We start from the raw sequence: 23,388 nt of genomic DNA on the forward strand, positions 1-23,388 counted from the left end.
AATCACGGTATCCTTCACTCCCGGGTGTCGAGGGGCTTGCTCCTGCGCGGCACCTGGGCAGCCGTTTTTTTGCCGCCCGGCGTTGAACCGACGTCGTTGCGGCCGGTCTCAGCCACACTGGATAGCCCTGCGCAGTGCTTCCGCGACGCTCCCTCGGCATGCTCACAGGCCATGCCCAGCGTGTAGACTTGCGCCCAGGCAGGCGGATCACGCTGCCACTATCCATCGAAGGAACCGGCAATGAACGAACAAACATCGCGCCTGAATCGGGAACGGCGCTTTCTGGTGCTGTTGGGCCTGATCTGCCTCTCGCTGATCGGCGGCGCCCTCTACATGCAAGTGGTGCTGGGCGAGGCACCGTGCCCGCTGTGCATCCTGCAACGTTATGCATTGCTGTTCATTGCCGTGTTTGCCTTCATCGCTGCGGCGATGCCTGGGCGCCGCAGCCTGACCTTCTTCGAAGCGTTGGTGGTGCTCAGTGCTATTGGCGGAATCGTTGCGGCCGGCAACCATGTGTATATACTCGCCAACCCCATGGTCAGTTGCGGTATCGATACCCTGCAACCGATTGTGGATGACCTGCCACTGGCAAAGCTGTGGCCACTGGCGTTTCAGGTCGACGGCTTCTGCAGCACGCCGTACCCGCCGATCCTCGGCCTGTCGCTGGCGCAATGGGCGCTTGTGGCCTTCGTGCTGACCGCAGTCCTGGTTCCGCTCGGTATCTACCGCAACCGACGCCAGGTTTAGACAAAAGTCCCGAATTGCATGGGGTCTTTTGCACTCCATGCGAAGAGGGAAAAGTTGCGCACCGCTTGATCCAGATCAATCCCGAAGCCTTGTAGAATGCGGCTTTGAGGCCTGGCAAGCGGGGTGCGACAAACTGTCGCGAAGTTGAATTATTGAGCAGTATTGTTACGGATTCTGTAAAAGACTGTTGCTCAATAAGTCATAGTCAAGGGTTGGCGACCTATCTACAATCGCCCCCAATTTCCGTTCGGCACTGCTTGCGAGTCGCAGGATTGAAGGAAGCCTCAGCGCTCCTTTTTGCTGACTTCGTCAAGTTTCGCCCAACGGCGATACCGGGCGGACACCCCTCCGCGTTTTCCCGCACCAAATGGACTTGGTCTGAAGTACAGGCCTGTTGCCTACGAAACCATAAGCACCGCTAACCCGCTTGAAGCCAAGGTCCTGCAGTCGGACCCCAGGCAGGAGTGAGTACGGGCGCGAAATGCCTCACTTGGCAGGACGAAGTGCTGGCTACCAAAACACAAATTGCATTGAAGCAAGCTGATCTAGAGGTCGTGAGATGAGTAAAAAGCGTTACCCCAGACTGTTTGGCATATTGCCCTTTTTAGGCATGCTTTTACTCAGTGGGTGCAACTGGACCCTGCTCGACCCGAAGGGCCAGGTCGGCATTGAGCAAAAGAACCTGATCCTGATCGCTACCGGCCTGATGCTGCTGGTGGTAATCCCTGTGATCATCATGACCTTGGCGTTCGCCTGGAAGTACCGTGCTTCCAACAAGGCAGCCACCTACACCCCTGACTGGTCGCACTCGACCAAGATCGAGGCCGCGGTATGGATCATCCCGATCCTGATCATCATCGCCCTGGGTTATGTCACCTACCACTCCACCCACAAGCTGGACCCGTATCGTCCGCTGGATTCGGACGTTAAGCCGATTCAGATCGACGTGGTCGCGCTGGACTGGAAGTGGCTGTTCATCTACCCGGAGCAGGGCATTGCCACGGTCAACAAGATCGTCTTCCCGGCTAACACCCCGGTCAACTTCCGCGTCACTTCCGACGCTGTGATGAACTCGTTCTTCATCCCAGGCCTGGGCGGCCAGATCTACGCCATGGCCGGCATGACCACCAAGCTGCACCTGATCGCCAACGAAAATGGCGAGTTCGACGGTATCAGCGCCAACTACAGTGGTGCTGGCTTCACCGGCATGAAATTCAAGGCTACTGCCACCTCTCAGGAAGACTTCGACAAGTGGGTCGCTGAAGTCAAGCAGTCGCCGAAGAAGCTGGACAAGGCCGAATACGCCGCCTTGGCCAAACCAAGCGAAAACAACCCGGTCGCGCTGTATAGCGAGGCTTCGCCTGAGCAGTTCCAGCTGATCGTCGACAAGTACGAAGGCATGAACCGCGGTCGTAGCCACGAAGAAGCAGGCAGCACAGATCTGGCCACAACCAAGGGTGTGGAATCGAGTATGCAACCAGCTGCCGGTGCAGAGGAGTAAGAGATGTTCGGTAAATTAAGCCTGGAGGCGATACCCTATCACGAGCCGATAGTCATGGTGACGCTTGCCATGATCGCGCTCGGCGGTATCGCTGTCGTCGGTCTTATCACCTATTTCCGCAAGTGGACCTACTTGTGGAGCGAGTGGCTGACTACTGTCGACCACAAAAAGATCGGCGTGATGTACATCATCGTCGCGATGGTCATGCTGCTGCGCGGCTTTGCCGACGCCATCATGATGCGTACCCAGCTGGCTGCCGCAACCGGCGGCTCCGAAGGCTATCTGCCGCCTGAACACTATGACCAGATCTTCACCGCTCACGGTGTGATCATGATCATCTTCATGGCGATGCCGTTCTTCACCGGCCTGATGAACCTGGCGGTTCCTCTGCAGATCGGTGCACGTGACGTTGCCTTCCCGTTCCTGAACTCCCTGAGCTTCTACCTGCTGCTGGCAGGCGTGCTGCTGGTCAACATCTCGCTGGGCGTTGGTGAATTCGCCAAGACCGGCTGGGTTGCCTATCCGCCGCTCGCGGGCATTCAGTACAGCCCTGGGGTGGGTGTCGACTACTACATCTGGGCGCTACAGCTATCCGGATTGGGTACGACGCTTACCGGCGTGAACTTCCTCGTCACCGTGATGAAGATGCGCGCACCTGGCATGAAGCTGATGGACATGCCGATCTTCACCTGGACCTGCACCTGGGCCAACGTACTGATCGTCGCTTCGTTCCCGATCCTGACTGCTGCACTCGCTCTGCTGACTGTTGACCGTTATCTGGACTTCCACATCTTCACCAACGAGCTTGGTGGGAACCCGATGATGTACGTCAACCTGTTCTGGGCGTGGGGTCACCCTGAGGTTTACATCCTGATCCTGCCGGCCTTCGGCGTGTTCTCGGAAGTAACTTCGACGTTCTCTGGCAAACGCCTGTTCGGCCACCACTCGATGATTTACGCATCGGGCGCGATCGCCATCCTCGGCTTTGCTGTATGGCTGCACCACTTCTTCACCATGGGTGCCGGCGCCAGCGTCAACACCTTCTTCGGCCTGGCGACGATGCTGATCTCCATTCCGACCGGTGTGAAGCTGTTCAACTGGCTGTTCACCATGTACCAAGGCCGTGTGCGCTTCACCGCACCGATGCTCTGGACCCTGGGCTTCATGGTCACCTTCTCCATCGGTGGCATGACTGGCGTACTGCTGGCCGTTCCGGGTGCTGACTTCGTTCTGCACAACAGCCTGTTCGTAATTGCGCACTTCCACAACGTGATCATCGGTGGCGCGGTATTCGGCTACATCGCCGGTTTCGCCTTCTGGTTCCCGAAAGCCTTCGGCTTCACCCTGAACGAGAAGTGGGGCAAAGCTGCCTTCTGGTTCTGGCTGTCGGGCTTCTACGTTGCGTTCATGCCGCTGTACGCCCTGGGCTTCATGGGCATGACCCGTCGTCTGAACCACTCCGACAACCCACTGTGGGAACCCTACCTGTACGTAGCCGTTGTCGGCGCCGTGCTGATCCTGTTCGGTATCGCTTGCCAGCTGATCCAGATCTTCGTTTCGGTCCGCGACCGCAACCAGAACCTGGACGTGACCGGCGACCCATGGGGCGGCCGTACCCTGGAATGGTCGACTTCTTCGCCACCTCCGTTCTACAACTTCGCTCACATGCCTGAGAAAGTTGGTCTGGACTGCTGGCACGAAGCCAAGGAAGCAGGCGTTGCGTACAAGGCCCCGGCCAAGTACGAAGCCATTCACATGCCGAGCAACACCGCTACCGGTCTGTTCATGGGCCTGTTCCTGACCGTCTTCGGCTTCGCCTTCATCTGGCACATCTGGTGGCTGGTTGGCGCGAGCCTGGTTGCAACCATCGCTGTCTTCGTTCGCCACGCTGCACGTGACGACCAGGGCTACATGGTTCCGGCCGAAGAAGTGGCGCGCATCGAAGGCGAGCGTATGAAAGCGCTGGCCAAAGCAGGTGCTCTGCCTGCCGGCGCACGTGTCGAATCGTTTGAGCGGGTGTAATCAATGTCCAGTCAAGTAATGCACGGCGGCGCTGCTCATGGTCACGACCATGGGCATGACGACCACCACCACGACTCGGGCCAGATGACCGTACTGGGTTTCTGGCTGTACCTGATGACCGACTGCATCCTGTTTGCGTCGCTCTTCGCCACCTACGCGGTGCTGTCCGGCAGTTTTGCCGGCGGCCCGTCGGGTCACGACATCTTCCAGCTCGATTTCGTAGCTGTTGAAACGCTGTTCCTGCTGCTGTCCTCGATCACCTTCGGCTTCGCCATGCTGAAGATGTTCGATGGCAAGAAAGCAGGTGTACTGGGCTGGTTGGCCGTGACCTTCCTGTTCGGTGCAGGCTTCATCGCGATGGAAATCTATGAGTTCCATCACCTGATCAGCGAGGGCTTCGGCCCGCAGCGCAGTGGCTTCCTGTCGGGCTTCTTCGCCCTGGTAGGTACCCACGGTCTGCACGTGACTGCTGGTCTGATCTGGATGGCAATCATGATGTACCAGATCAACAAGCACGGCATCACGCCGACCGCCAAGACCCGCATGAGCTGCCTGAGCCTGTTCTGGCACTTCCTGGACGTGGTCTGGATCTGCGTATTCACCGTCGTTTACCTGCTGGGGGTTCTGTAATGGCTAACGCACACGACACTCATCACGAAGGTAATCACGGCAGCGTCAAGTCCTACATGATCGGTTTCGTACTGTCGATCATCCTGACTGCGATCCCGTTCGGCCTGGCCATGACCGCCAGCCTGCCGAAGAACCTGACCGTTCTGATCATTGTTGCCATGGCCGTGATCCAGGTAGTTGTTCACCTGGTTTACTTCCTGCACATGGACCGCTCGAAAGAGCAACGCAACAACGTTTCGACGTTCCTGTTCACCACCTTGGTGATCGCTCTGCTTGTCGGCCTGTCGCTGTGGATCATGTTCAGCATCCACTTCGAAATGTTGGCCAAGTGAGGTAAGACTGCATGTCCGTTAAGCACTTTATCCAAATCACCAAACCGGGGATCATTTTCGGTAACGTGCTTTCCGTGGCAGGCGGTTTCTTCCTTGCCTCGAAGGGCCATGTGGATTTCGCCCTGTTCCTGGCGGTGGTGATCGGTACTTCGCTGGTGGTTGCGTCCGGATGCGTGTTCAACAACTGCATCGACCGTGACATCGACCACAAGATGGAGCGCACCAAGAACCGCGTCATGGTTCAGGGCGGCATGTCGCTGCCCCTCGCGCTGATCTACGCCACCCTGCTCGGGGTGGCGGGTTTCAGCTTGCTGTATGTCCAGGCCAATCCGCTGTCTGCGTTCTGCGCACTGATTGGCTTTGTCGTCTACGTCGGTTTCTACAGCCTGTGGCTGAAGCGTAAATCGGTGCACGGCACCTTGGTCGGCAGCCTGTCCGGTGCCATGCCTCCGGTGATCGGCTACTGCGCCGTGAGCAACAGCTTCGACCTGGCTGCGGTAACCCTGCTGGTGATGTTCAGCCTTTGGCAAATGCCGCACAGCTTTGCCATCGCGATCTTCCGCTTCAAGGATTACAGCGCTGCCAACATTCCGGTTCTGCCGGTGGCACGTGGCATCCTCGCGGCGAAAAAGCAGATCGTGCTGTACGTGCTGGCCTTCGTGCTCGCCACCCTGATGCTTACCCTCGGCGGTTACGCCGGCCTCGGCTACCTGGCCGTGGCCGCTGCCATGGGCCTGTACTGGCTGTACATGGCCTGGGGTGGTTACAAGGCTGAAGACGATAGCAAGTGGGCCCGCAAGGTGTTCGGCTTCTCCATCCTCACCGTTACTGCCCTGAGCGTGATGATGGGTGTGGACAGCCAGACCGCTGCGGACGTGCTGATGACCTACGCTCGCTGAAACTGCTGCCTGTTTCACGAAAACCCCGGCCTCTGCGCCGGGGTTTTTTTATGGGTTTTTCTGTGCCGGCCTCTTCGCGGGCAAGCCCGCTCCCACAGGCATTTCGCAGGTTTTGCGTGTGGCGCGGTCCCGGTGGCAGAGGGCTTGCCCGCGCAGAGGCCGGCACAGGGAAATATAAATTTTATATTTTCAAATAATAGATCTGAAAAAATATAACAAAACAGGAAATTATCCTTTACGTGTATCATGTTTCGGGATTATCTTCTGATTCAGGCCGCCACATCGGCCAGCGTCGCTCGGACGGTTCCGGGCGCTTACGTACTCAGAGGAAGCCATGGCCAACCCAGGTTCGCCGCGCCGCTTTGCGCGCATCGATCGTCTCCCCCCTTACGTCTTCAACATCACTGCCGAGCTCAAGATGGCCGCCCGCCGCCGTGGCGAGGACATCATCGACCTGAGTATGGGCAACCCCGATGGCGCCACTCCGCCGCACATCGTCGAGAAGCTGGTACAGGTCGCCCAACGTGAAGACACCCACGGCTACTCCACCTCTCGCGGCATCCCGCGCCTGCGCCGGGCCATTTCCAACTGGTACAAGGATCGCTACGAGGTCGACATCGACCCGGAAAGCGAAGCCATCGTTACCATTGGTTCGAAGGAGGGCCTGGCCCATCTGATGCTGGCTACCCTGGACCAGGGCGACACGGTGCTGGTGCCCAACCCCAGCTACCCGATCCACATCTACGGCGCAGTGATCGCCGGTGCCCAGGTGCGTTCGGTGCCGCTGGTACCGGGTGTGGACTTCTTCAACGAGCTTGAGCGGGCCATCCGCGAGTCGATCCCCAAGCCTAAGATGATGATCCTCGGCTTCCCGTCCAACCCTACCGCCCAGTGCGTGGAGCTGGACTTCTTCGAGCGAGTGGTGGCCCTGGCCAAGCAGTACGACGTGCTGGTGGTGCATGACCTGGCCTATGCCGACATCGTCTACGACGGCTGGAAAGCCCCGTCGATCATGCAGGTCCCGGGGGCCAAGGACATTGCGGTGGAGTTCTTTACCCTGTCCAAGAGCTACAACATGGCCGGCTGGCGCATCGGCTTCATGGTCGGCAACCCTGAGCTGGTCAGCGCCCTGGCGCGGATCAAGAGCTACCACGACTACGGCACCTTCACCCCGCTACAGGTCGCGGCCATTGCGGCGCTGGAAGGCGACCAGCAGTGCGTCCGCGACATTGCCGAGCAGTATCGCCAGCGCCGCAACCTGCTGGTCAAAGGGCTGCACGAACTGGGCTGGATGGTCGAGAACCCCAAGGCGTCGATGTACGTGTGGGCGAAGATCCCGCCGGAGTATGCGCACCTGGGTTCGCTGGAGTTCTCCAAGAAGCTGCTGGCCGAGGCCAAGGTCTGTGTGTCGCCGGGGATCGGTTTTGGTGACTATGGGGACGACCATGTGCGCTTTGCTCTGATCGAGAACCAGGACCGTATTCGCCAGGCTATCCGCGGAATCCGGCAAATGTTCCGGGCTGACGGTTTGGCTCGCAAGTAAGCCTATCGGGGCTGCAAAGCAGCCCCAACTACCTCTTGGGTGAGCTTTCCGCCTGCCTTCTGGTTACCCGTACGCCTACCTTCAGCACTCATTTCTCACCAAAGAGATCCCCATGAGTGTCTTCACCGCCTACTTCTGCGGCACTGGTTCGCACCGTTTTGACGACGCCAATCCCAACTTCTGGAATGGCGAGCTGGTCTCGACCCTGGCCAGCAACGACCAGAGCCGGGAATTTGCCCACTGGATCGCCGTCGACGGCCCAGGCAGCGGCAACCTTCAGGATGACAACCTGTTCGTCGTACCCGGCGGCTATTTCAACTGGACTGGCCAGCTGTTTGGCCGCGGCTGGGAGGAGAACGTCAACCATGTGCTGCAGGTCATCAAAGGCGAAAGCAGTTGGCGGCGCACCAAACTCAGTGAGCAAGAATACGAGCGGCTGAAAGCTGCCGGCGTGCCGATTCCGGATGTTTCTTCCTCCGCCTCATGGTTCTGGCGAACCTACGACTACGGCGATCGCCACCCAACCCCGCAGGAACTGCAGGAGCGCATCATCAGCATGTTCCGCAAACCGCGCCTGCCAACCCAGGTCAACCTGGTGGGCTGGAGCAGGGGAGGAATCAGCTGCCACATGCTGGCCAATGCCATGGCGCAAGACCCTGTATTGCGGGGCATACCGGTGAACATATTTGCCATTGACCCGGTGCCTGGGGTCGGTAACGTGCAAGCCGAGCGCGTAACGTTGGCTGATAACGTCAAAGAGTACGTAGGCTTCTACTCGAGGGATGAGCGCTCCAAAGGTTTTGCCTGCGTGATCCCTTCGGTCGCCAGAGGGACACGGATATGCGTTTATCCTATGCCGGGCCGTCATGCCACACTGGTGGGCAACGCCTCGGCTGATGGCGCAGGCGATGGCAAGGTGCTGGTCGAACCTGGGCTGATCGTTCGCCACTTTGCCGAGGTTTGCCTGACCCGCTGGGGCGTGCGACTGGACAAACGTCTGGCCTTGAGCAGCAGCCAGTTGATGAAGTATCACCAGGTCATGGCGGCCGCCGACAGGCAGTATCAGGCCATGCGCAGTAAGTCTTACACGGTACTCACCGAGGGCGATGAGAACGATCGTCTGGTGCATTGTGGTGAGGTGCATACGCAGTTCAGCAAGGTACAGGGAGGCAACTACAAGCCGAGCGCAGGCCTGGGTTTACAACGCTGGGATGCTGAAGCCTACCAACCCATCTGCTAGCTGAAAGGGGGCGGCCGGTGAATGCACTGGTCGCCCTTGTTCAGTGGCCGGATCAGCGGCAACTTTTTTTGCATTCCCCCTCTATCCAGCGGCCCCTGGTTGGATTAAAAATGGCGCCGCGGGCCAGCCCCGATAACAACCACCTTCCCTCCGTGACATCATGTCTGAATATAACCCTTGCCTTGACTGCGGCGCCTGCTGCGGGTACTTCCGTGTGTCCTTCTTCTGGGGCGAATGCCAGTCTGCCGGGGGCTTAGTGCCGGACGACCTGGTGGTGCAGATCAACCCCACGCGCGTTGCCATGATCGGCACCGATGCCAAGCCTTGCCGCTGTGTCAGCCTTCAGGGCGAGATCGGTAAAGAGGTGGCTTGTACGATTTACGCCAACCGTTCCAGCCCGTGCCGCGAGTTTGATGCGTCGTGGGAGGGTGGGGTGCATAACCCGAGCTGTGATGATGCGCGGGCAGCGTATGGCCTGCCGCCGTTGACTCCGCCAGAGGCCAACGAGCCGCATTGGCCGGATGATGGGGCTGAGGTGGCCTGAGCGTTTTTCGTTAGCCTGTATTTCAGGCCAGTGATTCCTGTGAAGGACACGCGCGCCCCTTGGTGCATGGCGTGCTATCGCGTTGTACAAACAAGGCGGTTGCGCGCGGCTGTCACAGGCATAACTGACCCGAAACGAATGGTGCGCGTTGGTGCAGGCTGCACTGGCCCGAAACGAATGGCGCGCGTTGGTGCAGGCTGCACTGGCCCGAAACGAATGGCACGCGTTGGTGCAGGCTGCACTGGCCCGAAACGAATGGCACGCGTTGGTGCAGGCTGCACTGGCCCGAAACCAATGTAGGAGCGAGCTTGCTCGCGATGCGCCGCGCTGGCGGCGCTTGATTTGCGCACCACCACAAAAACCAAGGCATGCACACGGTGGCCCTGTCGCAATCTGCAATTGCAGGGGTTGAGTAATGGCCTGATGTACCTGTCGGGTGGGCCGGTAGCGGCTGGCAGGTGCATGCCTTGAGTTGTTCGTCGCCTATGAGATCGAGCGCCGCCCGCGCGGCGCATCGCGAGCAAGCTCGCTCCTACATTTGTTTCGGGCCAATTATTCCTGGGGGAGTTGCGCGCGACCCCTTGGCGCATGGCGTGATACTGCGTTTTTCAAACAAGGCGGTCGCGCGCGGCTGTCACGGGCATAACTGGCCCGAAACGAATGGCGCGCGTTGGTGTAGGCTGCACTGGCCCGAAACCAATGTAGGAGCGAGCTTGCTCGCGATGCGCCGCGCGGGCGGCGCTCGATTTGCGCACCACCACAAAAACCAAGGCATGCACACGGTGGCCCTGTCGCAATCTGCAATTGCAGGGGTTGAGTAATGGCCTGATGTACCTGTCGGGTGGGCCGGTAGCGGCTGGCAGGTGCATGCCTTGAGTTGTTCGTCGCCTATGAGATCGAGCGCCGCCCGCGCGGCGCATCGCGAGCAAGCTCGCTCCTACATTTGTTTCGGGCCAATTATTCCTGGGGGAGTTGCGCGCGACCCCTTGGCGCATGGCGTGATATTGCGTTTTTCAAACAAGGCGGTCGCGCGCGGCTGTCACAGGCATAACTGGCCCGAAACGAATGGCACGCGTTGGTGCAGGCTGCACTGGCCCGAAACGAATGGCACGCGTTGGTGCAGGCTGCACTGGCCCGAAACCAATGGCACGCGTTGGTGCAGGCTGCACTGGCCCGAAACGAATGGCACGCGTTGGTGCAGGCTGCACTGGCCCGAAACGAATGGCGCGCGTTGGTGTAGGCTGCACTGGCCCGAAACCAATGTAGGAGCGAGCTTGCTCGCGATGCGCCGCGCGGGCGGCGCTCGATTTGCGCACCACCACAAAAACCAAGGCATGCACACGGTGGCCCTGTCGCAATCCCCGGTCATGTCTGCCCACTCACACTCTGTAACCGTAAACCTCATTGGGCCCGCCAGACATCGCTATCCTGCCCTGGACATGTCTTTCAAGGATGACCACATGCCCAAACCCCATGGCTGTCTACTACGTCGCGGAAGGTGTTCGGAGCCTGGCCGGCTGTACATGCTGACTTCGGTTACCTATCACCGCCGTCCATTGTTCCTGAACTTCCAATTTGCGCGCTTGGTAATTCAATTTCTTCGTAGAGCAGATCAGGAGCACCATTGCCGGTCATTGGCCTGGGTCGTGATGCCCGACCATGTACATTGGCTGCTTGAGTTGAAAGACGTGACACTCGGGACATTGATGCAGCGTTTCAAATCCCGAACCAGCCATGCTTTGCGCAAAGCTGGAGCAAGGATGGTGCCGGTCTGGCAGGCGGGTTATCACGACCGGGCTTTGCGTCATGATGATGATGTGGTGAAGGTCGCCAGATATATCATCGCCAATCCGCTAAGGGCAGGATTGGTCTCCAGGATTGGGGATTATCCACACTGGGATGCGGTCTGGCTCTGAGGGCATGCCTTAAGGGACAGGAATGACTGGCCCGAAACAAATGTAGGAGCGAGCTTCGCTCGCGATGCGCCGCGTGGGCGGCGCTCGATCTACGCGCCCCTGAAGATCCCAAGGCAAGTCTCCTCAAACACACTCCATAACCCAAGACCTGCCCCACCCCACCCACATGACGTTAAACTGTCATCTCCCCAGCAATGGACAGGAGATCCGGTGTGACCCCACCCCGCAGTTTCCCCAGCGACCTCTGCCTCGACAGCCCACGCCTGCAATTGCGCCCCATGCGCCATGCCGATGCCGCGCAGTGGCTGGCGATCATGGCCGACCCCGAGGTCATGCGCTATTGGCACCATGCACCCTGGCAAGACCTGGCCGAGGCCGAAAGCGCCCTGGCCGCCGACCGCGAAGCCTATGCCAATGGCGACCAACTCAAGCTCGGTATGTACCGCCGCGACAACGGCGAACTGATCGGTATGGTCCAGCTGTTCAATATCGATGACGTTTCCCGTCGCGGCGAGATCGGCTACTGCTTGGCCAGTTCGGTGCAGGGCAGGGGATATATGGATGAAGCCTTGACCTGCTTCATCGACTACATCGCCAATACGCTGCATATGCGTCGTCTCGAAGGCGAGATCGACCCGCGCAACCAGGGCTCGGCACGCACCCTGGAGCGCCAAGGTTTTGTGCTGGAAGGCACCTTGCGCGCGCGCTGGTGCGTGGCTGGCGAGCTGTCCGACTCGGGTATTTACGGCTTGCTGCTGGAGCCGCCAGTAGTCTGATCTCGTAACACCCGAGCGTGAATTTGGAAGCGGGGCAGGGCCTGGGTTAAGGTCGTAGGCTGTCCCGTTTCTCTCAGGAATCCCCTTTGCCCGTTTTCTACCTGAGTATCAGCTTGCTGCTGTATTTGCTCGCCCTGTTCTTTGATGGCGCACTGATGGGCGGCGAGCGTCACATGCCGGCCCTGCAGATGCTGCTGTACGGGCCATGGGGTATGCCATTCGGCTTGTACCAATGGTTCGCCAACCCACTGCTGGCCCTGGCCATCCTTGCCCATCGGCGGTTTCGCCGGCTGGCCTTGCTGGCCGGGCTTGCCGCGGCGTATCTGGCTGCCAGCAGTTTTGGCATCGACCGCTTGCCGGATAACCGCACCTACGAGTTTCATGACCTTACCGGCTTTGGTGCAGGCTTCTACCTGTGGCTGACAGCGATGGTGGTGTTTTGCCTTGGGCAAGCCTGGTTTTGCTGGAAGGCGCGAAGAGCTGACGACGTGCCAGGCTGGAACTGGCTTGATGTCGCCTTGATTGCCGCCCTGGGGGTAACGTTGTATGCAGCGACGCAAATGCCCTCGCTGCGCTTCGAACCAGGCAAGGTGCTGATGCCCCCGGAGCAGCCGCAGACGCTTTGATACCCACAAGGAGGGTTAGCATGACCAAGCATTACCTGGCAGGCCTGGTACTGGCTTGCGTGCTACCGGTAGCGATGGCGGACGACTACACGGCGGCCTACGGACAGTGCATGGACAAGGCCTCCAGCACCGTGGCCATGAATGCGTGCATCGGGGCCGAAACGCAAGTGCAGGACCAGCGGTTGAACCGGGTGTACAAGCAATTGATGGGCAAGCTGGATGCCGGTCAGCAGAAGAGCCTGCGGGATGTACAGCGCAAGTGGCTGGCCTACCGTGATGGCAATTGCCAGTTCCATGTACAGGCCAGTGGCGGGACCATGGCGCAGCTGGAAGGTGGCAGCTGCATCATGGACATGACCCGCGACCGCGCTGCGGAGCTGGAGCGGGTGCTTAGCCCGGGGCAGTAACGCCTGTTCAGGCATGATTGGCCTACATTTGCAGGCGCGGGTTCAGTCGCGAACATCGGCTTTGCCGGTGTCATGCACCGCGTTGCCTTCTTCGCGGGTAAACCCGCTCCTACAGGGTGCTGGTTCTATTTGCGCGGTTGGCGCAGCGCCCGGGCCTTGAGGTACTCGCGCACTTCCACGGCATCCCCGGCAAACTCGATGCGCTCGGCCTTGGCTTCGCGCTGGTAGGCATACATCGGGTCGTAGTATTCGTTCAGCAAGCCTTCGATCCAGCCCCGGTGCAGGTCTACTGCGCCGCTGCGCTGCTGCTCTTCCAAGGCTTCGCGCAGCATCTCGGACAAGCGCTGATGGCGCTCTCCACCCAAACGCTTGTAGATATTGGCCATGCTCTGCAGCATGCGCTCGGCAAACAACCGGGGACCGTCTTCCTCGCCATGCACGGCTATGAACTCGGCACTCAGGTTGACCACGTAGTCGCGCAGGATGCGCTCCACGCGGTTGGTGAAGCTGTCTTCAAGCCACACCAGCGGGTAATGCTGCATGCCTTGGTACAACTCCAGCGGCACCGTGCAGCTGCCAACAATGCGGCCTTCATCTTCCAGCACGAACTGCCCGATACCGCGGTCGCGCTTTTTCAGCACGTCGATTGCCAGCTGGTTTTCAAAGTCGATCTGCGCCGGTTGCGCCGTGGCGCGCTTGCCGAAACTGGAGCCGCGATGATTGGCGTGGCCTTCAAGGTCGAGCACGTTGTCCAACTGGTGCAGCACATCGGTCTTGCCGGTACCGGTCAGTCCACCGACCAGCACGAAATCACATTGCTCCACCGCTTGCTGGGTAGTCTCCAGCAGGAAGGTACGCATGGCCTTGTAGCCGCCTTTGACACGCGGGTACTGAATGCCCGCCTCATCGCGCAGCCAGCCCTGCACGATCTGCGAACGCAGGCCGCCACGGAAGCAGTACAGGTAACCGTCAGGGTGTGCCTTGGCAAACGCTGCCCAGGCCTCCAGACGGGCCTGCTTGGTGGCGCCACTGACCAGCTGGTGGCCCAGGGCGATGGCGGCGGTCTGGCCCTGCTGCTTGTAGCAGGTGCCGACCTTCTGCCGCTCCTGGTCGTTCATCAGCGGCAGGTTTACCACGCCAGGGAAGGCGCCTTTGGCGAATTCGACGGGGGCGCGCATGTCCATCATCGGCACGTCGTCGAGGAACAGCTGACGGAAGTCGGTGCAGTCGGGGCGCATCAGATCACCTCGACCGCATGGCTCTGTCGCTCGACCAGCTTGCCGATCGGAGACAGTTTCAGGCCTAGTTCCGCAGCCTCGGCGAGGAACTCGGCTTCACCCTCCGGGGCAACAGCAACCAGCAAGCCACCGCTGGTTTGCGGGTCGCACAGCAGGTGCTTCTGGTCGTCGCTGAGGGCGCCGATCTTGTGCCCGTAGCTGTCGTAGTTGCGCAGGGTTCCACCGGGGATGCAGCCCTCGGCCAGGTAGTGGTCGACGCTAGGCAGGCGTGGCACGGCAGCATAGTCCAGGTGCGCGGTGAGGCCGCTGCCTTCGGCCAGCTCGACCAGGTGGCCGAGCAGGCCGAAGCCGGTGACGTCGGTCATGGCCTTGACCCCGTCCAGCTTGCCGAAGCGGCTGCCGGGCGTGTTGAGGGTGCACATCCAGTCGCGGGCCAGGCCCTGGTCCTGCGCGCGCAGCTTGGCCTTTTTCTCGGCAGTGGTGAGGATGCCGATGCCCAGGGGCTTGGTCAGATACAACTGGCAGCCTACGCTGGCGGTGTCGTTGCGCTTGAGGTGGCGTTTATTGACCACGCCTGTGACGGCCAGGCCAAAGATCGGCTCGGGCGCGTCGATCGAGTGGCCGCCGGCCAGCGGGATACCCGCTTCGGCGCACACCGCACGGCCGCCGCGGATGACTTCGCGGGCGACTTCCGGCGGCAGCACGTTGACCGGCCAGCCGAGGATGGCAATGGCCATCAGCGGGTCGCCGCCCATGGCATAGATGTCGCTGATGGCGTTGGTGGCGGCAATGCGGCCGAAGTCATAGGGGTCGTCGACAATCGGCATGAAAAAGTCGGTGGTTGAAACCACGCCGCGTTCGTCGTCCAGCGCGTACACTGCTGCATCGTCGCGTGACGCGTTGCCGACCCACAGTTTTGGGTCCAGGGCCTGGGTGCCGCTTTCGGCGAGGATCACGTCCAGCACCTTGGGGGAGATCTTGCATCCACAGCCGGCGCCATGGCTGTATTGGGTCAGGCGAATCGGCTCGCTCATACGCACCTCTGCAGGTCAAATTGTTGCGCGATTGTAGCAAAGCTGGCCTTTGGGCCCTTGCCTCTTATAATTCCCGGTGCCGGCAAATGTGTCGGCACTTCCCCGCTATTGAACCGGAGAACACCCATGCTCAAACGCCCCCTGGCGCTCGCCGCCGGCCTCGTGCTGTCTTGCTGTGCCGTTGTCGTTCAGGCCGCCGAAACCCTGCGGGTCAGCGCCATCCCCGACGAAGCGCCGACCGAACTGCAGCGCAAGTTCAAGCCTTTGGGTGAGTACCTGGCCAAGCAATTGGGCATGGACGTGAAGTTCGTACCCGTGGCCGACTACCCGGCGGTGGTCGAGTCGCTGGCCGCAGACCGCTTAGACCTGGCCTGGCTGGGGGGCTTCACGTTCGTTCAGGTGCACCTGAAGGACCCGACCGCCACGCCACTGGTACAGCGTGAGCAGGACGCACAGTTCACCTCCAAGTTCATCACCGCCAACCCCGACGTGAAGAGCCTGACCGACCTGAAGGGCAAGTCGTTTGCCTTCGGTTCCATTTCGTCCACCTCGGGCAGCCTGATGCCGCGTTACTTCATGCTCAAGCAGGACAATATCAAGCCTGAGGAGTACTTCGGCCGCGTGGCCTATTCCGGCGCCCACGATGCCACCGTGGCCTGGGTGCAGGCTGGCAAGGTCGATGGTGGCGTGCTGAACGCCAGCGTGTGGCAGAAGCTGGTGGATGCCGGCAAGGTCGATACCACCAAGGTGAAGGTGTTCGCCACCACCCCGACCTACTTCGACTACAACTGGACCGTGCGCGGCAACATGGACCCGGCATTGAAACAGAAAATCAAGAAAGCCTTCCTGGACCTCGACCCGAGCAACCCGGAGCACAAGGCCATCCTTGACCTGCAGGCCGCCAGCCGTTTCATCGAGACCAAGCCTGAGAACTACAAGGGCACCGAACAAGCTGCACGCGAGGCCGGCCTGCTCAAGTGACAGCTTCGAATGTGGCAATCCATCTGCACGGTGCCAGCCTGCGCCATGGCCAGGTACGCGCGCTTGATGCGGTGAGCCTGCGTATCGCGCAGGGCGAGCGTGTGGCCATCATCGGGCCGTCGGGAGCGGGCAAGTCCAGCTTGCTGCACCTGATGGCCACGGCCGTCCAGCCCAGCAGTGGGCGCCTGGAGTTGCTTGGCGAGCAGCCTTGGGCGTTGTCGGCAAGGGCACGCCAGCGCCTGCGCGCGAGGGTTGGCCTGGTACATCAATCGCCGCCTTTGCCACCGCGTCAGCGAGTGGTGACCGCGGTGCTGGCGGGGCGGCTGGGGCAGTGGGGTACGCTGCGCGGTTTGCTCAACCTGCTGTGTCCCAGCGATGTGCCGGGGGCGCGCCAGGCGTTGGCGGAACTGGGCCTGGCCGACAAGCTGTTCGTGCAGTGTGGGCAGTTGTCCGGTGGCCAGTTGCAGCGGGTGGGCATTGCTCGGGCGTTGTACCAGCGGCCGCAGGTGCTGCTGACCGATGAACCGGTGTCAGCCATGGACCCGGTGTTGGCCGACCACAGCCTCGCCTTGCTCAGTCGCCATGCCCAAGCCACTGGCGTGACGTTGGTGGCGAGCCTGCACGCCGTAGAGCTGGCGCTGGCGCATTTTCCGAGGATTATTGGTATTCGTGAAGGGCAGGTTGTGTTCGACTGCCCGGCGGAAGCCGTGACCGAACAGCTGCTGGAAGCGCTATACGCCAACGAGCAACTGGCTCCGCCGCCAACCCAGGAGCCGACCCTGACCGTGCAGATTCCGCGATGCTGAAGGCTGACGTCCGCGACCCGGCGCTGCTGCCGCGGTTGTTGCTGGCCCTGTTGGCGGTGGCAGTACTCTGGCCGGCTATCCAGTCAAGCGAACTGGACCCTTGGGTGCTGCTGCAGGCGGACAACCGTCAGCAGATTGCCAGCTTCACCAGCGCCTTCTGGCCGCCGGCACATGATGCCGATTTTCTTGCGCTACTGTATGAGGCCACCTTGCAGACCCTGGCCGTGGCGACTGCCGGCATGGCGCTGGCGTTATTGTTGGCGATCCCGGCTGGCTTGCTGGCCAGCCGTGCCTTGTCCTTGCGCGCCGCTTCACGCGGCGGGCGGGCCGGGTTCTGGTCGAGAATGTTGCGCCTACCGGTGCGCGGGCTGCTGATTTTTCTGCGTAGCGTGCCGGAGATCGTCTGGGCGTTGCTGTTCGTGCGCGCTGTGGGGTTGGGGCCGACGGCGGGCGTACTGGCTATCGCCATCACCTACAGTGGCATGCTCGGCAAGGTTTACGCCGAAATCTTCGAGTCAGTTGACCAGCGCCCGGCGCATGCCTTGTTGCAGGCGGGCAGTGGCCGGCTGGCGGCGTTTTTCTACGGCATCCTGCCCAATGCCGCCAGCGAAGTGGTGTCGTACACCGTGTACCGCTGGGAGTGCGCGGTACGGGCTTCGGTGGTGATGGGCTTTGTCGGTGCTGGCGGGCTGGGCCAGCAGATCGACCTGTCGATGCGCATGTTTGCGGGTGCGCAGGTGGCAAGCATGCTGTTGACGTTCCTGCTGCTGGTGATCCTGGCCGACCTGCTCAGCCGCCTGCTGCGTTGGAGGTTGGCATGAACCGGGTGATCAACCTGCTGCTGCTGGGCACCATCGCGGTAGCGGTGGTGGCCTCGTTCGCATACCTGGAGCTGGACCTGCACGCACTGGTCGGCAATGGCGGGCTGGGGCAGATGGGTGAGTACGCCGGGCGCTTCCTGCAGCCGGATCTGTCTACCGGCCACCTCAAGGCAGTGTGGCGCGGGGCGCTGGAAACCCTGGCCATGTCTGGCATGGGCACCTTGTTGGCAATGGTATTGGGGATGTTGCTGGCACTGCCGGCGGCGGGCCGCTTCGGTTGGCCGTTGCAAGGGGCGGCGCGTTTGCTGCTCAATGCCTTGCGCGCCATTCCTGAGCTGGTGTGGGCAGCGCTGACTGTGCTGGCGGCCGGGCTGGGGCCGAATGCCGGTACCCTGGCTTTGGCGTTGCACACCGCTGGCGTGCTGGGGCGGCTGTTTGCCGAGGCGCTTGAGAACGCCCCGCCCGAGCCGGCGGCGGCGATCCGTTTGCAGGGTGGCAGCCAGGTGGCCGCGTTCTGCTTTGGCACCCTGCCCAACCTGTGGCCGCAGTTACTGGCCTACAGCTTGTACCGCTGGGAGAACAACATCCGCATGGCCAGCGTGCTCGGGTTCGTCGGGGCGGGTGGGTTGGGGCAGATGCTGTACACCACCTTGAGCCTGTTCCAGGAGGCCCAGGCCAGCACGGTGATCATGGGTATGCTGTTGCTGGTATTGTTCGTGGATCTGTTGAGTGATGTATTGCGCCAGCGTTATGTACGGGCCTGATGGATAGGCGATGTTTCAAAGCAACCCCAAGATCTGTCAGGTGCCGACAGCCTCGGCACACTGCGCCTCCCGCTGCATCGACTCCAGGTTACGCTCGATCGTCTCGCAGATGGTATCCATCTGGATCTGATGCTCGCTGAACCTGAACGGGCTCTGCAAATCCGTGCCGATGCGCTCGATAGCCAGCAACATGAACCCTACCACCGTCGACGCCAGCGGCGTGAACCAGCCCAGCGACTCCACCAGCCCCACCGGCACGATCAGGCAGAACAGCGTGATGAACAGCCGTGGGAAATACACATAGGGGTAGGGCAGTGGTGTATTGGCAATCCGCTCCATGCCGCCCTGGGCGTTAGACAGGTCTACCAGCGTCGACTCCAGCCGCGCCAGGCGAATGCTGTCCAGCCGCCCGGCCTGGTACTCCCGCGCGAGCAAGGCCGCAGAGCCACTGAGGATGTCATTGGCGAAATTGTTCGAACGGTTGCGCCGTTCGAACTCCGCCGGGGGGATGAAGGCCATCAGTTCCTCTGGGCAGCTTTCGCCTTTCAAGTGCGCCGCCAGACAGTTCACATAGGCGATATGCCGGCGCAGCAGGGTGGCCTTGACCGGGTTCAGGCCGTCATCCGGGTCATCGATCAGCGTCAGCGTCTGCCGGGCGAAGCTGCGCGAACTGTTCACCAGCGCCCCCCACAGGGTGCGAGCCTCCCACCAGCGGTTGTAGGCGCTGCTGTTGCGAAAGCTCACCAGTACCACCAGCGCTGAGCCCAGCAAGGTCAACGGGATCAGTGGCAGGGTGAACTTGCTGTTCAAGAACAGCATGAAATCGAGGGTGACCAGCACATCCCAGATCAGCAGCCAGAACAGCGACCAGCCGATATAGCCGATGGTCTTCACCACCAGGCGGTACTTGCGGGCGATGACGTCTTTCACGCGGGGGTACCTCGGAACGCGGGGGATGCAGGATGGGACGCCGAGGCTCGTCGAAGGTTCGAGGGTTGAATGTTGCAAGGGATTTTGTAGCTGAAACGAAGGGAAAAATCCGACCAGCCCAGCGGATGTACCTGAATTCCTGATTCAGCTCAAAAACGACAGAGTGGGTCGTTTCGATCCTTGAATGAGTGTATCCATAAGGATACGATTGGGTGACCACTTGATGTTTCTCGTTGAACAGACGGAAAGCTTTGCCGCTTGGCTATCGAGCTTGAGAGATTTGAGGGCCAGGCTGGCGTAGGTCGTAGGCTGGAGCGAGCAGCGGCGGGCAATCTTGGTGACTTCAAGTGGCTTGGAGGCGGTATTGGTGAGCTTCGCATCGACATAGCTGCCGGTTATCGCGTCTATTTCACGCAAAAGGGGCAGAGGTTGGTTTTACTGCTGGTCGGCGGCGACAAGTCCACCTAGGCCGCCGACATCCTCAAAGCCAGAAAGCTGCTGAAGGTGATGAAATGAGCGAAAAATTGATCCCGTTTGATATGACCGCCTTGTTGAGCAGCGATGAGGCAATCAGTGAATACCTTAGCCAGGTGCTATCAGGTGGCGATACCGAGGAAATCATTCGAGCACTTGGCCATATCGCTCGTGCACGGGGCATGACACATATTGCTACGGAGAGTGGGCTGGGTAGAGAAAGCCTGTACAAGGCGCTGAGCCCTGGCGCGAAGCCTCGTTTTGACACTGTATTGAGGGTCATTCGTGCGCTGGGGGTTGACCTTCTCGTTCAGCCACATGCAGTGACCCGCTGATCCAGCTCGGTCAAGTCAGTATTTGCTTCATCTGCACCAACGCTACCCGCGTGCCGTCCCACGCCTGCCGCTCCTCGATGCCGAACGGTGTGAAGCCCAGCTGTGGATAAAGCAGCAGGCCGGCGGTGTTGTGATTGAAGCATGACACCCAGACCTCCCGGGCGCTGTACTGCTGGCGGGCGAGGTCGATCATGGCCGTTACCAGATAACGCGCTACACCACGGCCGCGGGCGCTGGGGGCCACCACTACGTTGCCCAGGGCACATACGCCGCCATGTTCGGCTTTGTAGAAATTGGCGAAGGCCAGGACAGCGCCGTTACCTTCCACTACCGTGGAGCCGCTGCGTTGGGCGATGGCGTCGCTCAGCTGGTTGGGGGTGAGGGGGGCGGTGGCTTTGGGGAACATGTAGAACAGTTCGTCCGGGCTCTGCGGAAAGCTGCAGATAACGGGGATGTCTTCTGGCCGGATGGGGCGGTGGGTCAGGTGCATGGCAGGTCCTTCTCGCGTTGGCTGGCAGGGCCTCTTCGCGGGTAAACCCGCTCCCTCAGGTACTGCACAAGGCTCAAATCCTGTGCAGGCCCTGTGGGAGCGGGTTTACCCGCGAAGAGGCCATCAGCCTCACATCATAGGCCGCTTTCCATCCAACACCGCGCCCCGATTCATGGCTTGGCGGCCACCGCCACGTAGCCTTTGACCGCAGCCGGCGCCCTCGGCTTGGCCTTGTGCGCCAACAGGTACTGATAGCGCCGCCATTCCTTGTCGATCTCGTTGAATGACATGAACACGCTGATGCGATCCTTGCCCGCCAGGTCAGGGCGCTTGCCAGCGTCGATCTCGCGGGTGGGAATGATCGCGACGTTGATACCTACGACCTTGCCGTCATCGGCAAACACAGGCCCGCCCGACATACCCTTGGTAATCGGGCCGTCATGCACCGAGTAGAAGACGCTGCCCGGCGTACCTTCAAGCCGTACCAGCGACGACAGGGCATGGCCCTTGCCCTGCATCGGCATCATGAAACTGTTGAAGCCCACCGCCGTCACGGCTTCCCCTGGCACGTACTGGCGCCAGTGCGGCACGTTGCTGGCCTTGTGCTTGAAGAACACCACGTCACCCAGGCCCTCGTGGACCACGTTGCGCAGGAACGGGGTGTGTTTGGCGGTGACTGCGTAATCCTCGTTCCACTGGATGGCGCTGGCCATCAGCAACATGGGGAGCGGGGCACCTGATGTGACCACGAACGCCTGGCTGTAGACGGGATCTGAAACGTAAGACGTTGGCACTCCATTGCACCCACTGAGCAGCATCATTGCCGCCATGCAGGGCGCGACTGTTTTCATGGGACACACATTGCGTGGAGAAAAGGGAGCGCTACTATGGCTAAGTGCCATTACTCTAACAATACTTTCGGAATATATCTGACGAATGACAGCTTAAGCGCCAGTGCCAAGCGCGGCCAATAGAATGCAGGCATGTGGGAAGGCGCGGGAGTCAGGAGGGCGGCGCCAATGTCTGGCGTGAATCGCAGGCACAAAAAAACCGACCATAAGGTCGGTTTTTTCCGGATTTGGTGCCCCGAGGGAGACTCGAACTCCCACTCCTTTCGAAAACGGATTTTGAATCCGCCGCGTCTACCAATTCCGCCATCAGGGCGTGGCGCGCAGTATAAAGAGGTGCCGCTGGTCGGTCAATCGGCTTTCATGGTCAATTTTCACACATTGGGCTAAACTTCCTGGCCCTGCCGAACCGAACATCATCATGCGCGTCGCCGATTTCTCCTTCGAACTCCCTGATTCCCTGATCGCCCGCCACCCGTTGGCAGAGCGCCATGGCAGCCGTCTGCTGGTGCTCGATGGGCCTACCGGCGCGCTGGCGCACCGGCAATTCCCCGATTTGCTCGACTATCTGCGCCCCGGCGACCTGATGGTGTTCAACAACACCCGGGTGATTCCGGCGCGGTTGTTCGGCCAGAAAGCCTCCGGCGGCAAGCTGGAGGTACTGGTCGAGCGTGTGCTCGACAGCCACCGGGTGCTGGCCCATGTGCGTGCCAGCAAGGCGCCCAAGGTAGGCGCGGTCATCCTCATCGATGGCGGTGGCGAGGCCGAAATGGTCGCGCGTCATGACACGCTGTTCGAGCTTCGCTTCACCGAAGAGGTGCTGCCGTTGCTCGACCGTGTCGGCCATATGCCGCTGCCTCCCTATATCGACCGCCCGGACGAGGGCGCTGACCGTGAGCGCTACCAGACCGTGTACGCCCAGCGCGCCGGTGCGGTCGCCGCGCCTACTGCAGGCCTGCACTTTGACGAGGCGCTGCTGGAAAAGATCGCAGCCAAGGGTGTCGAACGCGCCTTCGTCACCCTGCATGTGGGCGCTGGCACCTTCCAGCCGGTGCGGGTCGACAAGATCGAAGACCACCACATGCATAAAGAGTGGCTCGAAGTGGGCCAGGATGTGGTCGATGCCATCGAGGCCTGCCGTGCCCGTGGTGGTCGGGTGATCGCCGTTGGCACCACCAGTGTGCGTTCGCTGGAGAGCGCCGCGCGTGATGGCGTGCTCAAGGCCTTCAGTGGCGACACCGACATCTTCATCTACCCGGGCCGCCCGTTCCATGTGGTCGATGCCCTGGTCACCAACTTCCATCTGCCGGAGTCCACGCTGCTGATGCTGGTCTCGGCTTTCGCCGGCTACCCCGAGACCATGGCTGCCTACGCAGCGGCGGTCGAGCACGGGTACCGCTTCTTCAGTTACGGTGATGCCATGTTCATCACCCGCAATCCGGCGCCACGCGGGCCCGAGGATCAAGCATGAGTCGCACCTGTCG

Annotated in this window: 24 protein-coding genes, 1 tRNA gene and 1 pseudogene; 20 read left to right on the forward strand and 6 right to left on the reverse strand. The window is 60.9% G+C overall.

Features of this window, described 5'->3' with window-relative positions; genetic code table 11:
- Positions 1 to 240: 240 nt before the first annotated feature.
- The 13 genes from QCL51_RS03850 (at position 241) to QCL51_RS03910 (ending at position 13,183) form a co-directional block, all read left to right on the forward strand.
- On the forward strand, positions 241 to 747 hold the full coding sequence (locus QCL51_RS03850) for a disulfide bond formation protein B (RefSeq protein WP_021781743.1): 507 nt from the start codon (positions 241 to 243) through the stop codon (positions 745 to 747).
- 559 nt (positions 748 to 1,306) lie between these two features.
- Positions 1,307 to 2,248 (forward strand): ubiquinol oxidase subunit II, encoded by a 942-nt coding sequence (gene cyoA, locus QCL51_RS03855; RefSeq protein WP_021781744.1) that lies wholly within the window; start codon positions 1,307 to 1,309, stop codon positions 2,246 to 2,248.
- A 3-nt stretch (positions 2,249 to 2,251) separates the two neighbouring features.
- The gene (cyoB, locus tag QCL51_RS03860) at positions 2,252 to 4,270 is read left to right on the forward strand and encodes a cytochrome o ubiquinol oxidase subunit I (protein ID WP_003248603.1); all 2,019 of its coding nucleotides are present in this window, start codon (positions 2,252 to 2,254) and stop codon (positions 4,268 to 4,270) included.
- A 3-nt stretch (positions 4,271 to 4,273) separates the two neighbouring features.
- Positions 4,274 to 4,900, forward strand: a complete 627-nt coding sequence (gene cyoC / locus QCL51_RS03865; RefSeq protein ID WP_012051225.1) for a cytochrome o ubiquinol oxidase subunit III — start codon at positions 4,274 to 4,276, stop codon at positions 4,898 to 4,900.
- The gene (cyoD, locus tag QCL51_RS03870) at positions 4,900 to 5,232 is read left to right on the forward strand and encodes a cytochrome o ubiquinol oxidase subunit IV (protein WP_003248599.1); all 333 of its coding nucleotides are present in this window, start codon (positions 4,900 to 4,902) and stop codon (positions 5,230 to 5,232) included. Before cyoC ends, cyoD begins: the two co-directional genes overlap by 1 nt.
- 11 nt (positions 5,233 to 5,243) lie before the next feature.
- The gene (cyoE, locus tag QCL51_RS03875; RefSeq protein ID WP_003248596.1) at positions 5,244 to 6,131 is read left to right on the forward strand and encodes a heme o synthase; all 888 of its coding nucleotides are present in this window, start codon (positions 5,244 to 5,246) and stop codon (positions 6,129 to 6,131) included.
- Positions 6,132 to 6,465: 334 nt separating this feature from the next.
- Positions 6,466 to 7,674: an alanine transaminase gene (gene alaC / locus QCL51_RS03880; RefSeq protein WP_021781745.1), complete on the forward strand. Its 1,209-nt coding sequence runs from the start codon at positions 6,466 to 6,468 to the stop codon at positions 7,672 to 7,674.
- A 112-nt stretch (positions 7,675 to 7,786) separates the two neighbouring features.
- On the forward strand, positions 7,787 to 8,914 hold the full coding sequence (locus tag QCL51_RS03885) for a hypothetical protein (protein ID WP_021781746.1): 1,128 nt from the start codon (positions 7,787 to 7,789) through the stop codon (positions 8,912 to 8,914).
- 160 nt (positions 8,915 to 9,074) lie between these two features.
- A complete protein-coding gene (locus QCL51_RS03890) occupies positions 9,075 to 9,458 on the forward strand; it encodes a YkgJ family cysteine cluster protein (protein WP_028697385.1) in 384 nt (127 codons plus the stop codon).
- A 1,460-nt stretch (positions 9,459 to 10,918) separates the two neighbouring features.
- A complete protein-coding gene (locus QCL51_RS03895; protein WP_021781749.1) occupies positions 10,919 to 11,374 on the forward strand; it encodes a transposase in 456 nt (151 codons plus the stop codon).
- 212 nt (positions 11,375 to 11,586) lie between these two features.
- Positions 11,587 to 12,150, forward strand: coding sequence for a GNAT family N-acetyltransferase (locus QCL51_RS03900; protein ID WP_021781750.1), 564 nt, complete (start codon positions 11,587 to 11,589; stop codon positions 12,148 to 12,150).
- Positions 12,151 to 12,236: 86 nt separating this feature from the next.
- The gene (locus QCL51_RS03905) at positions 12,237 to 12,776 is read left to right on the forward strand and encodes a hypothetical protein (protein WP_103443511.1); all 540 of its coding nucleotides are present in this window, start codon (positions 12,237 to 12,239) and stop codon (positions 12,774 to 12,776) included.
- 20 nt (positions 12,777 to 12,796) lie between these two features.
- The gene (locus QCL51_RS03910) at positions 12,797 to 13,183 is read left to right on the forward strand and encodes a lysozyme inhibitor LprI family protein (protein ID WP_338444609.1); all 387 of its coding nucleotides are present in this window, start codon (positions 12,797 to 12,799) and stop codon (positions 13,181 to 13,183) included.
- A gap of 125 nt (positions 13,184 to 13,308) precedes the next feature.
- Here the strand turns inward: QCL51_RS03910 and mnmH are convergent, their stop codons facing one another.
- Both mnmH and selD read right to left on the reverse strand, forming a co-directional pair.
- On the reverse strand, positions 13,309 to 14,421 hold the full coding sequence (gene mnmH, locus QCL51_RS03915; protein ID WP_103443513.1) for a tRNA 2-selenouridine(34) synthase MnmH: 1,113 nt from the start codon (positions 14,419 to 14,421) through the stop codon (positions 13,309 to 13,311).
- On the reverse strand, positions 14,421 to 15,455 hold the full coding sequence (selD, locus tag QCL51_RS03920) for a selenide, water dikinase SelD (protein WP_021781754.1): 1,035 nt from the start codon (positions 15,453 to 15,455) through the stop codon (positions 14,421 to 14,423). Before selD ends, mnmH begins: the two co-directional genes overlap by 1 nt.
- Before the next feature lie 126 nt (positions 15,456 to 15,581).
- On the opposite strand from selD, the gene QCL51_RS03925 reads away from it, so the two are divergent.
- The 4 genes from QCL51_RS03925 to phnE are packed head-to-tail and all read left to right on the forward strand — an operon-like array spanning position 15,582 to position 18,827.
- Positions 15,582 to 16,436, forward strand: a complete 855-nt coding sequence (locus QCL51_RS03925; RefSeq protein WP_021781755.1) for a putative selenate ABC transporter substrate-binding protein — start codon at positions 15,582 to 15,584, stop codon at positions 16,434 to 16,436.
- Positions 16,433 to 17,242: an ATP-binding cassette domain-containing protein gene (locus tag QCL51_RS03930; RefSeq protein WP_028697388.1), complete on the forward strand. Its 810-nt coding sequence runs from the start codon at positions 16,433 to 16,435 to the stop codon at positions 17,240 to 17,242. Before QCL51_RS03925 ends, QCL51_RS03930 begins: the two co-directional genes overlap by 4 nt.
- Complete coding sequence (locus QCL51_RS03935) at positions 17,236 to 18,063, forward strand: ABC transporter permease (RefSeq protein ID WP_103463240.1); 828 nt, start codon at positions 17,236 to 17,238, stop codon at positions 18,061 to 18,063. Before QCL51_RS03930 ends, QCL51_RS03935 begins: the two co-directional genes overlap by 7 nt.
- On the forward strand, positions 18,060 to 18,827 hold the full coding sequence (gene phnE, locus QCL51_RS03940; protein WP_021781758.1) for a phosphonate ABC transporter, permease protein PhnE: 768 nt from the start codon (positions 18,060 to 18,062) through the stop codon (positions 18,825 to 18,827). The genes QCL51_RS03935 and phnE overlap by 4 nt, the downstream gene beginning before the upstream one ends.
- A 36-nt stretch (positions 18,828 to 18,863) precedes the next feature.
- Here phnE and QCL51_RS03945 read toward each other — a convergent pair whose 3' ends face one another.
- Positions 18,864 to 19,757: a bestrophin family ion channel gene (locus tag QCL51_RS03945; RefSeq protein WP_103463239.1), complete on the reverse strand. Its 894-nt coding sequence runs from the start codon at positions 19,755 to 19,757 to the stop codon at positions 18,864 to 18,866.
- Positions 19,758 to 19,980: 223 nt separating this feature from the next.
- Between QCL51_RS03945 and QCL51_RS03950 the strand changes: the two are divergent.
- Positions 19,981 to 20,225 (forward strand): annotated as a pseudogene (locus QCL51_RS03950) (type II toxin-antitoxin system RelE/ParE family toxin).
- Between the two features lie 44 nt (positions 20,226 to 20,269).
- Positions 20,270 to 20,566, forward strand: coding sequence for an addiction module antidote protein (locus tag QCL51_RS03955; RefSeq protein ID WP_103463238.1), 297 nt, complete (start codon positions 20,270 to 20,272; stop codon positions 20,564 to 20,566).
- Positions 20,567 to 20,576: 10 nt separating this feature from the next.
- Here the strand turns inward: QCL51_RS03955 and QCL51_RS03960 are convergent, their stop codons facing one another.
- The 3 genes from QCL51_RS03960 to QCL51_RS03970 all read right to left on the reverse strand — a co-directional run bounded on the left by QCL51_RS03960 (position 20,577) and on the right by QCL51_RS03970 (position 22,220).
- Positions 20,577 to 21,056 carry a GNAT family N-acetyltransferase gene (locus tag QCL51_RS03960; RefSeq protein WP_103463237.1) on the reverse strand — a complete coding sequence of 160 codons (480 nt, stop codon included), beginning with the start codon at positions 21,054 to 21,056 and terminating at the stop codon, positions 20,577 to 20,579.
- A 170-nt stretch (positions 21,057 to 21,226) separates the two neighbouring features.
- The gene (locus QCL51_RS03965) at positions 21,227 to 21,874 is read right to left on the reverse strand and encodes a trypsin-like peptidase domain-containing protein (RefSeq protein ID WP_028697390.1); all 648 of its coding nucleotides are present in this window, start codon (positions 21,872 to 21,874) and stop codon (positions 21,227 to 21,229) included.
- 261 nt (positions 21,875 to 22,135) lie between these two features.
- Positions 22,136 to 22,220: transfer RNA gene (locus tag QCL51_RS03970), tRNA-Leu, on the reverse strand.
- A 105-nt stretch (positions 22,221 to 22,325) separates the two neighbouring features.
- On the opposite strand from QCL51_RS03970, the gene queA reads away from it, so the two are divergent.
- Entirely contained in the window at positions 22,326 to 23,375 is a 1,050-nt protein-coding gene (queA, locus tag QCL51_RS03975; protein WP_021781763.1) for a tRNA preQ1(34) S-adenosylmethionine ribosyltransferase-isomerase QueA, read from the forward strand.
- Positions 23,376 to 23,388: the final 13 nt, after the last annotated feature.

This window comes from Pseudomonas sp. LTR0, from assembly GCF_036630035.1.
In the GTDB taxonomy this organism is placed as follows: Bacteria; Pseudomonadota; Gammaproteobacteria; order Pseudomonadales; family Pseudomonadaceae; genus Aquipseudomonas; species Aquipseudomonas putida_Y.

Coding starts and splice junctions, on each gene's coding strand:
- QCL51_RS03850 (WP_021781743.1), top strand. CDS start 241: ATGAACGAACAAACATCGCGCCTGAATCGGGAACGGCGCTTTCTGGTG.
- cyoA (WP_021781744.1), top strand. CDS start 1,307: ATGAGTAAAAAGCGTTACCCCAGACTGTTTGGCATATTGCCCTTTTTA.
- cyoB (WP_003248603.1), top strand. CDS start 2,252: ATGTTCGGTAAATTAAGCCTGGAGGCGATACCCTATCACGAGCCGATA.
- cyoC (WP_012051225.1), top strand. CDS start 4,274: ATGTCCAGTCAAGTAATGCACGGCGGCGCTGCTCATGGTCACGACCAT.
- cyoD (WP_003248599.1), top strand. CDS start 4,900: ATGGCTAACGCACACGACACTCATCACGAAGGTAATCACGGCAGCGTC.
- cyoE (WP_003248596.1), top strand. CDS start 5,244: ATGTCCGTTAAGCACTTTATCCAAATCACCAAACCGGGGATCATTTTC.
- alaC (WP_021781745.1), top strand. CDS start 6,466: ATGGCCAACCCAGGTTCGCCGCGCCGCTTTGCGCGCATCGATCGTCTC.
- QCL51_RS03885 (WP_021781746.1), top strand. CDS start 7,787: ATGAGTGTCTTCACCGCCTACTTCTGCGGCACTGGTTCGCACCGTTTT.
- QCL51_RS03890 (WP_028697385.1), top strand. CDS start 9,075: ATGTCTGAATATAACCCTTGCCTTGACTGCGGCGCCTGCTGCGGGTAC.
- QCL51_RS03895 (WP_021781749.1), top strand. CDS start 10,919: ATGCCCAAACCCCATGGCTGTCTACTACGTCGCGGAAGGTGTTCGGAG.
- QCL51_RS03910 (WP_338444609.1), top strand. CDS start 12,797: ATGACCAAGCATTACCTGGCAGGCCTGGTACTGGCTTGCGTGCTACCG.
- mnmH (WP_103443513.1), bottom strand. CDS start 14,421: ATGCGCCCCGACTGCACCGACTTCCGTCAGCTGTTCCTCGACGACGTG.
- selD (WP_021781754.1), bottom strand. CDS start 15,455: ATGAGCGAGCCGATTCGCCTGACCCAATACAGCCATGGCGCCGGCTGT.
- QCL51_RS03925 (WP_021781755.1), top strand. CDS start 15,582: ATGCTCAAACGCCCCCTGGCGCTCGCCGCCGGCCTCGTGCTGTCTTGC.
- QCL51_RS03935 (WP_103463240.1), top strand. CDS start 17,236: ATGCTGAAGGCTGACGTCCGCGACCCGGCGCTGCTGCCGCGGTTGTTG.
- phnE (WP_021781758.1), top strand. CDS start 18,060: ATGAACCGGGTGATCAACCTGCTGCTGCTGGGCACCATCGCGGTAGCG.
- QCL51_RS03955 (WP_103463238.1), top strand. CDS start 20,270: ATGAGCGAAAAATTGATCCCGTTTGATATGACCGCCTTGTTGAGCAGC.
- QCL51_RS03960 (WP_103463237.1), bottom strand. CDS start 21,056: ATGCACCTGACCCACCGCCCCATCCGGCCAGAAGACATCCCCGTTATC.
- QCL51_RS03965 (WP_028697390.1), bottom strand. CDS start 21,874: ATGCTGCTCAGTGGGTGCAATGGAGTGCCAACGTCTTACGTTTCAGAT.
- queA (WP_021781763.1), top strand. CDS start 22,326: ATGCGCGTCGCCGATTTCTCCTTCGAACTCCCTGATTCCCTGATCGCC.